The sequence below is a fragment of the Sphingomonas ginsengisoli An et al. 2013 genome (assembly GCF_009363895.1).
Taxonomy (GTDB): Bacteria; Pseudomonadota; Alphaproteobacteria; order Sphingomonadales; family Sphingomonadaceae; genus Sphingomicrobium; species Sphingomicrobium ginsengisoli.
In genome coordinates, this window is sequence record NZ_CP045434.1 from 736,524 (window position 1) to 749,581 (window position 13,058).

The 13,058-nt window shown below is 67.3% G+C and carries 11 protein-coding genes; 1 reads left to right on the forward strand and 10 read right to left on the reverse strand.

The annotated features are described in order from the left end of the window. Positions 1-58: 58 nt before the first annotated feature. Positions 59-1,243 (reverse strand): hypothetical protein, encoded by a 1,185-nt coding sequence (locus GCU42_RS03505; protein ID WP_114229007.1) that lies wholly within the window; start codon positions 1,241-1,243, stop codon positions 59-61. Between the two features lie 175 nt (positions 1,244-1,418). Here GCU42_RS03505 and GCU42_RS03510 point away from each other — a divergent pair, with 175 nt between their 5' ends. After that, entirely contained in the window at positions 1,419-3,629 is a 2,211-nt protein-coding gene (locus GCU42_RS03510; protein WP_152569436.1) for a hypothetical protein, read from the forward strand. On the opposite strand, the gene GCU42_RS03515 is transcribed toward GCU42_RS03510, so the two are convergent. The 9 genes from GCU42_RS03515 to GCU42_RS03555 form a co-directional block, all read right to left on the reverse strand. Further along, positions 3,626-3,892 carry a DUF1467 family protein gene (locus tag GCU42_RS03515; protein ID WP_114229005.1) on the reverse strand — a complete coding sequence of 89 codons (267 nt, stop codon included), beginning with the start codon at positions 3,890-3,892 and terminating at the stop codon, positions 3,626-3,628. The two genes, GCU42_RS03510 and GCU42_RS03515, sit on opposite strands and share 4 nt — an antisense overlap. Continuing rightward, positions 3,889-5,523 (reverse strand): ribonuclease J, encoded by a 1,635-nt coding sequence (locus GCU42_RS03520; protein WP_114229004.1) that lies wholly within the window; start codon positions 5,521-5,523, stop codon positions 3,889-3,891. Before GCU42_RS03520 ends, GCU42_RS03515 begins: the two co-directional genes overlap by 4 nt. A gap of 108 nt (positions 5,524-5,631) precedes the next feature. Next, positions 5,632-6,417 (reverse strand): type III pantothenate kinase, encoded by a 786-nt coding sequence (locus GCU42_RS03525; protein ID WP_114229003.1) that lies wholly within the window; start codon positions 6,415-6,417, stop codon positions 5,632-5,634. A gap of 3 nt (positions 6,418-6,420) precedes the next feature. Further along, a complete protein-coding gene (locus GCU42_RS03530; RefSeq protein ID WP_240309574.1) occupies positions 6,421-7,065 on the reverse strand; it encodes a biotin--[acetyl-CoA-carboxylase] ligase in 645 nt (214 codons plus the stop codon). A 47-nt stretch (positions 7,066-7,112) separates the two neighbouring features. Beyond that, positions 7,113-8,540 (reverse strand): NADH-quinone oxidoreductase subunit NuoN, encoded by a 1,428-nt coding sequence (gene nuoN, locus GCU42_RS03535; RefSeq protein WP_114229002.1) that lies wholly within the window; start codon positions 8,538-8,540, stop codon positions 7,113-7,115. Continuing rightward, positions 8,540-10,078, reverse strand: coding sequence for an NADH-quinone oxidoreductase subunit M (locus GCU42_RS03540; protein ID WP_114229001.1), 1,539 nt, complete (start codon positions 10,076-10,078; stop codon positions 8,540-8,542). Before GCU42_RS03540 ends, nuoN begins: the two co-directional genes overlap by 1 nt. Continuing rightward, positions 10,075-12,126 (reverse strand): NADH-quinone oxidoreductase subunit L, encoded by a 2,052-nt coding sequence (gene nuoL / locus GCU42_RS03545; protein WP_114229000.1) that lies wholly within the window; start codon positions 12,124-12,126, stop codon positions 10,075-10,077. The genes GCU42_RS03540 and nuoL overlap by 4 nt, the downstream gene beginning before the upstream one ends. Before the next feature lie 3 nt (positions 12,127-12,129). Then, entirely contained in the window at positions 12,130-12,435 is a 306-nt protein-coding gene (gene nuoK, locus GCU42_RS03550) for an NADH-quinone oxidoreductase subunit NuoK (RefSeq protein ID WP_114228999.1), read from the reverse strand. Next, positions 12,432-13,043 (reverse strand): NADH-quinone oxidoreductase subunit J, encoded by a 612-nt coding sequence (locus tag GCU42_RS03555; protein WP_114228998.1) that lies wholly within the window; start codon positions 13,041-13,043, stop codon positions 12,432-12,434. Before GCU42_RS03555 ends, nuoK begins: the two co-directional genes overlap by 4 nt. Between the last annotated feature and the right edge of the window lie 15 nt (positions 13,044-13,058).

The following is a 13,058-nucleotide window of genomic DNA, read 5'->3' on the forward strand; positions in this document are numbered from 1 at the left end:
GCTGGCGATCTTGGCTCTGCCATCCCAAGCGTCTTACCAAGGCGAAGTTAACGGCGCCTCAATCGTAAGGCGACCGGTGGACGAGATGTTGGACGAGGAAAAAACTGGCGCCGGCGTAGAAAGCGAGGACCACCGGAATGGCGGCCCAAACCCCGACCGCGGCGAGCAGCAGCGCCAGCACGATGGCCGGGCGACGGTCGAACAGCCAGTGGCCAAAGGGCAAGTCGTGCCCGCTCCGCTCGACCTTGAGCGCCTCGCCGAATGCTAACGCCGTCAGCGATGCCGCCAAGGGCCCCCAGCCCCCACCCTCTCTCAGCAGCGTCCAGCCCAGCGCGAGCAATGCCGCCCCGGCGGCCGGCCACAGCCCGCGCCTGATCCACGAGCGCGCGGGCAACGGCTGCAGCCGCAACTGCGCGAGCCGGTCGGCGATGAGATCGAGCGGCAACGTCAATAGCAGCAGGACAAGCCCACTCCAGCGCCATCCCAATCCGATAGCGAGAACACCCGCCAGCGTGAGGACGAGTGCCGTGGTCATCAGCCAGCCCGGCTGGACCGGCGAGCGCATCAGCTGCTCGGTCGCGACCTCCTCGGGAATCGGCAGCACGTAGCGCGCCACCCAGTCGGTTCGCGATTGGCGCGAGGCGACCAGCAGGCTGCGATCGAAGGCTGCCGCCCCGCCCCCGCTCTGCGCATGATAAGGCATCACCCCGTCGCTGGTCTGGATCTGGTGCGCCCCGGCCTGGATCGTCCGGCGCAGTAGGGTCGAGAGCAGGTCCCAGTTGCCGAGCATCGCCGCGGTCGACGCCAGCGTCTGCCCGTCGACCAGCGCCAGCCCGGCCCAGCGATGCTGGTTGTCGATCCGTTCGAATAGTGCGTGCGCCTCGTCGTCGGGCACCGTGACGACCGTTCGCTCGTCGGCCGCAGCGACTCGCTCGACCAGCGCCATTGCCGGGGCGATCCCGTCGGCGACCTGGAGCACCCGGGCATGGGGCTCGAAGCGCGCGGCGGCATCCTGCCCGTCGCTGACCGGCACCACTTGGATTCCCTCGGCTCGCAACCGGTCGAACGCCGCCGCGAGTGCCACCGGCACGGTCTCGACCACCACCACGATCGGCGCGCAGCCCGCCGCCGCGGCGCAGCGCGCCTGATATTCGATCAGCGTGCGGCCGGCGAGCGGCTGGAGTGCGTAGAGCCCGCCCGCATCGTCTTCCTGATAGGCCCCGATGAGCGCGCCGAGCGCCATTCGTCATTCCCTCCCCGGACGGGCTCTCTTGCACGCTTCCGCTCGGGCTCAAAGATGGTAAACTCACCCCATGATGGGGCATCCTTTACGCGCCGCGCATCGAGCCGAACCGCTCGAGCTGATCGATCCGCTTCCTCGCGAGGACGCGTCGCCGCCCGATTTCACGAACGAGCCCATGCCCGAATTCGAGCCCGATCAATGGGCGCGATCGCCTCAGGAGACGGGGCTCGGCGGGCGCCGCGTGCTGGGTATTACGCTGACCCTGCTGGCGGTCGGATGGATCGCCTTCGTCGCGCTGGGCGCTGGCAGCGCGCTGGCGGGCCAGGCGCTCAGTGCGCCGCTGGTCGCGCAATGGCTGGCGATCGCCGCCGGGCCGCTGGCCCTACTCGGCCTCACCTGGTTGATCTTCGGACGCACCCGCCGCCGTGAAGCGGAACGCTTCATCCAGTCGGTCCAGCAGATGCGGACCGAGGCGGGCAGCCTCGAAACGCTGCTCGGCGTGCTTCGCCAGCGCATCGACGAGGAGCAGGCCGCGCTCACCGGTATGGCCGACCGGCTGATGAGCCTCGGCGACGAGACCGGCAGCCGACTCGGGCAGGTCACGCGCGACCTTACCCAGGGATCCGAAACGCTCGCCCGGCACAGCGCCGCCCTTGATCGCGCCGCGGAAAGCGCGCGCACCGACATCGGCGTTCTCCTCAGCGACCTCCCGCAGGCCGAGCAATCGGCGCGAACCATGGCCGAACAATTGCGCGGCGCGGGCAAGGATGCGGGCGAACAGGCCCGCCTGCTCGAGGAGCGCCTTGCGGGCATCACTGCCAAGGCCGCCGAGGCCGACCACAGCGTCGCCGGTGCGGCCGAGCGGCTGACCACCCAGCTTGGCGCGATCGAGGCTGCCGGCGCCACCGCCGGGAGCCGCCTCGATGCGGTCGCCACCAGCGCGAGCAGCCAGGTCGACGCGCTCCTCGACCGCGCTACCCAGGCCCTGTCGGACATTCGCAGCGGCATCGACGGTCAGTCGGCCGCGGTCCATGCCTTGCTCGACCATAGCGCCGCGACCATGGGCCGCGCCGGCGCCGACGCGGCCGAGGCCGTCGGTCAACGGCTAACGGCTGCGGGCGCATCGCTCGACGCCCTGTCGTCGCGCATCGCCGAGCAGGACCGCGCCAGCCAGGGGCTGGTTGCGACCATCGAGCGCAGCCTCGCCGACCTTGATCACCGCTTCGTCGATCTTGCCGCCGAGGGTGATCTGCGCGCCAGCGCGATCGCGGCAAGCATCCAGCGCGTGCGGAACGAACTCGATTCGCTGGCGCTCCAGTCCAAGTCGAGCGACGGTTCGCTCGAGGGCCTGACCGCGCGCACCGACGCGTTGCGCGAAAGCGTGTCGACCCTCCACGCCGACTTGACCGACCGCCTCGGCAGCGCGCTGACCGATGCCGAAGGCGGCGCCGAGCGACTGCTCTCCTCAGTCCAGGGCGCGCGGCCCGAGATTGAATGGATGCACCAGGCGGCGATCGAAGCCGCCGAGCGGATGGCTGCCACCGGTCAGGGCCTTGGCGATCACCAGGACCGCCTCAACACTCTCCTATCGACGATGAACGACGGGGTCGGATCGGCCGAGGAGCGGCTGACGGCGCTGCGGACGGCGATGGCCGAGGCTGGCGAGGAGGCCGGCAAGCTGCAGGCCGAGACCGCGCCCGCGCTGGTCCTGGCCATGGTCCAGGTTCGCGAGGCTGCAACCCATGCCGCCGAGCGCGCCCGCGAGGCGCTGGCGCGCGCTATTCCCGATGGCGCTGAACGCCTGTCGACCGAAAGCCGCGCCGCGATCGAGCGCGTGATCGCCGAAACGGTGACGGCGCAAATCGCCGAGGTCGAACAGGTCGCCGCCCGTGCCGTTGCCGCTGCCCGCAGTGCATCCGAGCGCCTGACCGGCCAATTGCTCACCATCGGCCAGACCGCTGCCGCGCTCGAACAGCATATCGACCAGAGCCAGGAAGCCGTCCGCGCCGCCGAGAGCGAGGCGTTCGGCCGCCGCACCGCAATGCTGATCGATTCGATGCATTCGGCCGCGATCGACGTCGGCAAGATCCTCTCGACCGATGTCGATGACCGTAACTGGCAGGAATATCTCAAGGGCGACCGCGGGGTCTTCACCCGCCGCGCCGTGCGACTGCTCAACAGCTCCGAGCAGCGCTCGCTCGCCAGCCACTACGACGCCGATCGCGAGTTCCAGGCTGGCGCCAACCGCTTCGTCGCCGACTTCGAGACGATGCTTCGGCGCGTGCTCGGCGAACGCGACGGCGGTCCGCTTGCGGTGACGCTGATGAGCAGCGACATGGGCAAGCTCTACGCCGCCCTCTCGCAGATCGTCGCCGGCCGGCGCTAGCGCGGCGCCGTCACGTCGAGGTCGTCGGTGCTGATCCAGCCGAAGACGTAATTGGCGTAGAACAGACCGAACAGGATCGCGCCGACGATCGCGCTGCGCACGAGGTGCCGCTTGAGATCGAATTTGTGGGGTGCGCTGTCGGCCTGCCCGCGCACCTTGCCAGCGCCGACTTCCTCATCGGTCTTCACGCCGAACGGCAGCAGGGCAAAACCGGCGAAGCAGAAGAACAGAAAATAGATCGCCAGCGCCGACTGCCACTTCATGGGCGCACCACCAGCACTTCGACGACCGGCTTCTTGCCGGTCCAGGCGGTCGCGCAACGGCGCACGGCAAGCCGGACGTTCTCGCGCACCCGCTCCTCTTCCGCGCCGCGATCGACTGCGCGAGCCGCGCTGTCGACCGCGTCGCTGAGAAAATCGTCGCGATCGGCTTCGACCGGCAGCCCGACCGCGCGGACAACCGGCTTGCCGAGCAGCGCATTATTCTTGCCCAGCGCGATGCTGACCGCGACGATCCCCTGATAGGCGAGCTTGCGCCGCTCATTCATGGTCGCTCCGCCCGCAGACAGGATGACGTCGCCGTCGAGCACCAGCTTGCCGATCCGCGCGTCACCGATCTTCTTGGGTTCGCCCGGCGCCAGGCGGACGATGTCGCCGTCCTTCTGGAAGAAGGCCTGCGGAATGCCGCATTCTAGGCCAAAGCGCGCCTGCGCGCGGAGGTGGCGCGCCTCGCCGTGCACCGGAACCAGAACTTGCGGCCGAATCCAGCTGTACATCTGCTGCAGTTCGGGCCGACCCGGGTGCCCCGAGACGTGGACGTGGACCTGCCGGTCGGTCACGGTAACGACACCCAGGTCGCTGAGCTGGTTCATGATCCGCCCAACCGCGACCTCGTTGCCGGGGATCTGGCGCGAGGAGAAAATAACCGTGTCGCCCTCACCAAGCTTGAGCTCATGCTGGCCCGACGCGATCCGGCCGAGCGCCGCGCGCGGCTCGCCCTGGCCGCCGGTCGCAAGGATCAACAGGTCGCGCTTGGGCAGGCGCATGGCCTCGTCATAACGCACCGTTTCAGGAAAATCCTTGAGGTAGCCCGCCGCCTTGGCAACCTTGACGTTGCGCTCAATCGACCGGCCCGCCAGCGCCAGGCGGCGTCCGGTCGCCTCCGCGACCCGTGCGATGGTGTCGAGCCGCGCGACGTTCGACGCGAAGGTAGTAATGAGCACGCGTCCGGGTGCCTCGCCGATGGCCTTGGTCAGGCCCTCGATGACGTCGCTCTCCGAACCCGATTCCTCCAGGCTGAACGCGTTGGTCGAATCCGACACCAAGGCGAGGATGCCCTGGTCCCCGATCGCCTGCATCGTCTCGGCGCTGGCGGGCTGGGCGAGCACCGGGGTGCGGTCGATCTTCCAGTCACCGGTGTGGAAGACCTTGCCGTGCGGCGTCTCGATCAGCAGGCCGTTTCCTTCGGGAATCGAGTGGGCGAGCGGGACGTAGGTGACCGCGAACGGGTCGAGCGCAATGCGCTCGCCGCGTTCGACGATCTTGAGCGGGACCTGTCCCGAGAGGCCCTCTTCCTCGAGCTTACTGGCGATCAGCCCCGCGGTGAACGGCGTGGCGTAGATCGGCACCTTGAGGTCGGCGGCGAGGTAGGGGATCGCACCGATATGGTCCTCATGACCATGGGTGATGACGATCCCGACGAGGTCCTTGCGGCGATCCTCGATGAATTCGAGGTCGGGCAGCGTCAGCTCGATGCCGGGCAGTTCCGGATCGCCGAAACTCAGGCCACAGTCGACCATCAGCCATTTGCCCTGGCTGCCGTAGAGATTGACGTTCATGCCAATCTCGCCCGAGCCGCCAAGCGCGAGAAAAATCAGTTCGTTAGCAGGTGTCACTTCATATCCTATACGAGCCGACGAGCATGGTGCTGCCGGTCTTCAAGCCGATGCGATTTTGTCGGCGCGGGCGGGCATCGGCATGCCGCCAGCGCTCTTCATCTCGTGTCAGGTCGCCGGACGCGCCCGCTGCCAGAGCAAGGCCAACCCCTGGATGGTGAGGTCGGGCTCGATGGCGTCGAACACGGCGGTATGGCGCTGGAACAGGGTAGCGAGGCCGCCGGTCGCGATGGTCGTCACGGGACAGCCGATCTCGGCTTTCACCCGCGCCAGCAGCCCTTCGATCATCGCCACATAGCCCCAATAGATACCGCTCAGCATCTGGCTCTGCGTGGTGCGACCGATCACGCTGTTACCCTCCGGCGCCTCGATCGCGATCCGCGGCAGCTTGGCCGCCGCCGCGACCAGTGCATCGAGGCTGAGGTTGATGCCAGGCGCGATGATCCCGCCCTTGTAGGCGCCGCTGAAGTCGACCACGTCGAAGGTCGTCGCCGTGCCGAAGTCGATCACCACTAGGTCGCCGGCGTGCTTGTCGTGGGCGGCGATCGCGTTCAGCGCCCGGTCGGCCCCGACATTGTGCGGTTCATCGACGTCGAGCGCGATGCCCCAGCCCGCTGGCCCCTCCCCGGCCACCAGCGCCTTCTGGTGGAAATACTTCTCGCTGAGGACCTGCAGATTGTGGAGCGCACGCGGCACGACGGTGCCGATGATGACGCCGCTGACATCCCCCTTGGCGTACCCCTCAAGCGCAAGCAACTGATGCAGCCAGACCGCATATTCGTCGGCGGTCCGCCGCGGGTCGGTCGCGATCCGCCAGCGCGTCTTGATCTGCCGCTCGTCGTCGACCAGCGCGAAGACAAGGTTGGTGTTACCGGCGTCGATTGCAAGCAGCATGGCTTATCCGAGCGTGACGTCGGCGGCATGGATGACACGCACCTCGCCGCTTTCCAAGCGCAGCCGCAGCGCGCCACTGCCGTCGAGTCCGTCGAAGGTCCCGCTCACCAGTTCGCCGGGCCCGCTGTGGACGCTAAGCGAGGTGCCCACCGGATGCGCGCTTTCAAGCCACAGGCCGGTGAGGGCTGGCAAGTCTTCACGCCAGCGCTGCAGCTCGCGTGCGAAGGCGGCGGCGAGCAGGGGCGCGAACGCCTCCGGACTGACCAGCGCGATCGACGACAGCGCTGCGCTGGCCCGGTCGGGCAAATCGGGCGCGCTGGCGAGGTTGACGCCGAAACCGGCGACCACCCGGTCGCCGCCCCGCTCGAGCAGGATCCCGGCGAGCTTGCCGCTTCCCAGTAACAGGTCGTTGGGCCACTTCAGCATCAGGCCGGTGGCCGGGGCCGCGACCTCGACCGCGCGGATCAGCGCGAGCCCGGCGACTAGGGCAAGGCTTGGGGCCGGCGGATCGCTGTCGCGCAACCTGATCATGGTGGAGCCGTAGAAATTGCCGGCCGGGCTGACCCAGGTTCGGCCCTGACGTCCTCGCCCCTCCGTCTGGACTTTGGCGATCAGCCAGTCACCGTCACCGGCGGCCGGATCGGCCAACAGGTCACTGTTGGTCGACCCGGTCCGATCGACGAACCGGAGCCGGCTCAGAACACGCTCGCCGCGTTCGCGGCCAGGCGCGAGAGGGGGATGATCAGCAGGTAACCGAGCGGACTGACGAACAGCGCGCAGGCGGCGATGAGCGCGCTTTGCAGCGGCTCGCGAGTACGCGCGAACGGCTCGGCCGGCTCGTCGAAGTACATGATCTTGACGATCTTGAGGTAATAATAGGCGCCCACGACGGTCAGCACCGCCGCGGCGATCGCGAGCGGAAGCAGCCCGGCGTTCACCGCGGCCTGGAAGACCATCAGCTTGGGCCAGAAGCCGAACAGCGGCGGAATGCCCGCCAGGCTGAACATGAACATGGCGATGGCGAGCGCCAGCAGCGGCTGGGTCTGCGACAGGCCCGACAGGCTGGCGAGGCTCTCGACCGGGCGGCCTTCCGCATCGCGCATCCGCAGCACGCAGAGGAAGGCGCCGAGGGTCATCACGACGTAAACCGCCGAATAGAATAGCACTGCCTGCGCCCCGGCGCGACCGCCGGCGGCCAGGCCGACCAGCGCGAAGCCGACGTTGTTGATGGAAGAATAAGCGAGCAGGCGCTTGATGTTGGTCTGGCCGTAGGCGGCGACGGCGCCGATCACGATCGAGGCCAGCGCGGCGAAGATCACGATCTGCCGCCACGCGTCGGTCGCCGGCCCCAGCGCGTCGAGGCAGACCCGGGTGCCAAGCAGCACGGCGGCGATCTTGGGTCCGGAGGCGAAAAAGGCGGTGACCGGGGTCGGCGCGCCTTCGTAGACGTCGGGCGTCCACATGTGGAACGGCACGGCGGCGATCTTGAAGGCAATCCCGGCAAGGGTTAGCGCCAGTCCGACGATGAGCCCGAAGCCAACGTTGCCGCCCGCGAAGCCGACGCTGATCCCGCTGAACAGCGTGGTCCCGGTGAAGCCGTAGAGCAGCGAGATGCCGTAGAGCAGGATGCCGGAGGCGAGCCCGCCGAGCACGAAGTACTTGAGGCCCGCCTCGGCCGAGCGCGCGTCGTGGCGGCGGTAGGAGGCGAGGACGTATGCGCTCAACGACTGCAGCTCGAGCCCGACGTAGAGCATCATCAGGTCGGTCGCCGAGACCATCACCGAGGCGCCGATCGCCGATAAGAGAATCAGCACCGGATATTCGCCGCTATGCTCGAAATGGCGGTCGAACCAGCCGTGCGCCATGATCACGGCCACCGCCGCGGACAGGTAGATGATGACCTTGCCGAAGGCGGCGAAGCCGTCGGCCGCGAACATGCCGCCAAACATCGGTCCCGTCTGCTGCGGCGCCCCGATCAGAGCGAAGCAAGCGCCGACCAGCGCGGCGACCGCAAGCCAGTGGGTCGCGGACGACCCGCGGCGGGCGAAGGCGGCGACCAGCATCAGCGCGATGGCCGCGAGCCCAAGGATGACCTCGGGCAGGATGGGTGCGAGACTATGCATCAGTGCGCGCCCTCGGCTGCGGCATGGTGGGCGGCGGCGGGCGCGGGATGGCCCGGGGTCGGGCGACTATCGCCCGCGGGCCGGACCCGCTCGAGCCGGGACAGCACGCGGCCAACGTCGGCGCGCATCGGCGCCATGAAGCTGTCGGGATAGACCCCCATCCACAATACGATCACCGCGATCGGGGCGAGCAGCCACCATTCGCGCGCGTCGAGGTCGTTCATCGCCTTGGCCTCGGCAGTGCGCGCGGCGCCATAGCTGATCCGCCAGTAGAGGTAGAGCATGTAGGCCGCGCCGAGGATGATCCCGGTGGTGGCGAAGATCGCGCCCCAGGTCGACACCTGGTAGGTGCCCATCATCGACAGGAACTCACCGACGAAGCCGCTGGTCCCGGGCAGGCCGACCGCCGCCATGGTGAACAGCAGGAACAGCAGCGCATAGCCCGGCATATTGTCGGCCAGCCCGCCGTACTTGGCGATTTCGCGGGTGTGCATCCGGTCGTAGATCACGCCGACGCACAGGAAGAGCGCTCCCGACACCAGCCCGTGGCTGAGCATCACGATCAGCGCGCCCTCGAGCCCCTGACGGTTGAAGGCGAACAGGCCGAAGGTGACGAACGCCATGTGCGCGACCGACGAATAAGCGATCAGCTTCTTCATGTCGCGCTGCACCAGCGCGACCAGGCTGGTGTAGACGACCGCAATCGAGCTCAGGAGGAAGATCAGCGGCCATAGCTGCGCGCTCGCATCCGGGAACATCGGCAGCGAGAAGCGGATGAACCCGTACCCGCCCATCTTCAAGAGCACGCCGGCCAGGATGACCGAGCCCGCGGTCGGCGCCTGGACGTGCGCATCGGGCAGCCAGGTGTGGACCGGCCACATCGGCATCTTGACCGCGAAGCTGGCGAAAAAGGCCAGCCACAGCCAGGTCTGCAGCCCCGGCGCGAAATTATACGCCATCAGCGTCGGGATATCGCCTGTCCCGCTGGTGAAGATCATCACCAGCATCGCCACCAGCATCAGTACCGAGCCGAGCAGCGTGTAGAGGAAGAACTTGTAGCTCGCCTTGATCCGCTCGGCGCCGCCCCAGATGCCGATGATCAAGTACATCGGGATGAGGCCGCCCTCGAAGAAAATGTAGAACAGCAGCAGGTCCTGGGCCGCGAAGACGCCGATCATCAGCGCCTCCATCAGCAGGAAGGCGGCCATATATTCGGGCACCCGCCGCTCGATGCTGCGCCAGCTCGCGCCGATGCAGATCGGCATCAGGAACACGCTGAGCATGATCAGCATCAGCGCGATGCCGTCGATGCCAAGGTTCCAGTTGAGATAGGCACCGCCGATCGGGTGCTTCTCGACAAACTGCCATTGCGCGCCGGCGGGATCGTAGCCTGCCCACATCAGCAGTCCGAGCCCGAACAGCACCAGCGTGGTGATCAGCGCCGCCCAGCGGGCAGCGTTGGCCTGCACGAACAGGCATGCGATTGCCGCCAGCAGCGGCAGCAGGATCATCGTCGAAAGAAAGGGAAAACCGCTCACCGGGCGACCTGCATGATGGCCCAGGTGGCGACGGCGACGAGGCCGAGCAGCATCACCAGGGCATAGCTGTTAAGATAGCCCGACTGAATGCGGGCGGTGATGCGGTTGCCGACCCCGACAGCATAGGCGGCGCCATGCGGCCCGAAGCGGTCGATCGTCTGCTCATCCCCGCGATGCCAGAACTGGCGGCCGAGCCACAGCGCCGGGCGGACGAAGATGAAATGGTAGATCTCGTCGAAATACCACTTGTGCATCAGGAAAGTGTGCAGCGCCCCGGTGGCCGCGATGAAGCGGGCGGGCGCACCCGTGTCGCGGATGTAGTTGTTCCAGGCGATCGCCAGTCCGATCAGCATCACGACGAAGGGCGTCCACTTCACCCAGGCCGGCACCGCGTGCATGGCGTGCGCAAGATGCTCGTTGAAGGCGAGGCTGCCCTTCCAGAAGCCGGGGGCTCCTTCCGGATCGATGAAGAAGTGGGAGAAGGTGAAGCCGGCCGCGACCGCGCCGAGCGCCAGCACGCCGAGCGGGATCAGCATCGACAACGGGCTCTCGTGTGGGTGATAGCCCGCGTCGCCGGTGGCCGGGACGGCGTGCGCGTCATGGCTGCTGTCGCCATGCTCCTCGTCCGGATGGTCGTGGTGGTCGCCGTGCACCGCGTGCTGGATGTGCTCGGAGCCCGCCCAGCGCGCCTTGCCGAAGAAGGTCAGGAAAATGAGCCGCCAGCTGTAGAAGCTGGTCAGCAGCGCCGCGAAGGCACCCAGCCAGAAAGCCACGTTGCCGGGGACAGTGCCGCTCGCGAAGGCGCTTTCGAGGATGGCGTCCTTGCTGTGATAGCCGGCGAAGCCGACGCCGAAGATGCCAACACCGGTGATCGCCAGGGTGCCGGCGATCATCGTCCAGAAGGTGAACGGGATCTTGCGCCACAGCCCGCCGTAATAGCGCATGTCCTGCTCATGGTGCATCGCGTGGATGACCGAGCCCGCGCCAAGGAACAGCAAAGCCTTGAAGAAAGCGTGGGTGAACAGGTGGAACATCGCCGCGCCATAAGCGCCGACGCCCGCGGCGAAGAACATGTAGCCCAGCTGGCTGCAGGTCGAATAAGCAATCACCCGCTTGATATCGTTCTGCACCGTGCCGACCGTGGCGGCGAAGATGCAGGTCGCCGCGCCGACGTAGGTGACCACGTGCATCGCGGTCGCCGACTGCTCGAACATCGGTGACAGGCGGCAGACCATGAACACGCCCGCGGTCACCATGGTCGCGGCGTGGATCAACGCGCTCACCGGAGTCGGGCCTTCCATCGCGTCGGGCAACCATGTGTGAAGGCCGAGCTGCGCCGACTTGCCCATCGCGCCGACGAATAGCAGCAGGCAGAGCAAGGTCATCGTGTCGACGTGCATCCCGGCAAAGCCGATGGTCGAGCCGGCCATCGACGGCGCCGCGGCGAGAATCGCCGGGATCGACACGGTCCCGAACACGAGGAAGGTCCCGAAGATGCCGAGGCTGAAGCCAAAGTCGCCGACGCGGTTGACCACGAACGCCTTGATCGCCGCGGCATTGGCCGACGGCTTGTAATACCAGAAGCCGATCAGCAGGTAGGAAGCGAGACCGACCCCTTCCCAGCCGAAGAACATCTGAATGAGGCTGTCGGCCGTCACCAGCATCAGCATGGCGAAGGTGAACAGCGACAAATACGCGAAGAAGCGCGGCTGGCTGGGGTCTTCGGCCATGTAGCCCCAGCTGTAGAGGTGGACGAGGCTGGAGACGGTGGTGATCACCACCAGCATCACCGCCGTCAGCGCATCCACCCTGAGCGACCAGCTGACGTCGAGCGCGCCCGACTGGATCCAGTGCAGCACCGGGACGACCTGCGCCTGCGCGCTGCCATTCAGGAAGGCGATGAAAATCGGCCACGCCAGCGCCGCCGAGATGAACAGCGCCCCCGTGGTGACGGCCTTGGCGGCGGTGCGGCCGATCCACGGGCCGAGCAGGCCGGCGACGATGGCCGCCAGCAAGGGCAGGAAAACAAGGGGAACGATGGCGTGCATGGCTTATCCGCGCATCTGGTCGGCGGCGTCGATCGCGATCGTGCCGCGGCGGCGGAAGAAAATGACCATGATCGCCAGCCCGATCGCCGCCTCGGCCGCAGCCACGGTCAGCACGAACATCGCGAACACCTGTCCCTGGAGGTCACCAAGGAAGGCGCTGAACGCAACCAGGTTGATGTTCACCGCCAGCAGCAGCAGCTCGATGCACATCAGCATCAGGATGACATTGCGACGATTGAGGAAGATGCCGAGCACGCCGATCACGAACAGGATCGCGGCAACGGTGAGGTAATGCGACAAGCCAATCACAGCGACATCCCCTCGCCCACCGCCGGCTTGGCCAGCTTGACCGCGTCCTCCGGCCGCCGCCGGATCTGGCGGTTGGCATTCTGCCCGCGACTGTCGCCGCGGCTGCGGTGGGTCAGCACGATTGCCCCGATCATCGCGACCAGCAGGACCAGCCCGGCCAGTTCGAACACCGGCAGATAGCGCGTATAGAGCAAGGTCCCGAGCGCCTCGATATTCGGCACAGCGTTGGCCGGCGGCGCGCTCGCCGAACGCGCAAAGGCCGGGCCAGCCTGGCGCGCTCCGATCGCGATCACGATCTCGGAGAGCAGCACCAGCGCGATCAGCAGCCCGAACGGCAGGTTGCGGTTGAAGCCCGAGCGCAGCGACGCGAAATCGATGTCGAGCATCATCACCACGAACAGGAACAGCACCGCGACCGCACCGACGTATACAATCACCAGCAGCATCGCGATGAACTCGGCGCCGGTCAGCAGCATCAGGCCCGCGGCGTTGAAGAAGCCGAGGATCAACCACAGCACGCTGTGCACCGGGTTGCGCGCGAAGATTACCAGCACGGCGGACGCGATGGTCAGCGTCGCGAACAGGTAAAAGGCAAGGAGAGCGATCATGTCGGGTTGGCGGGC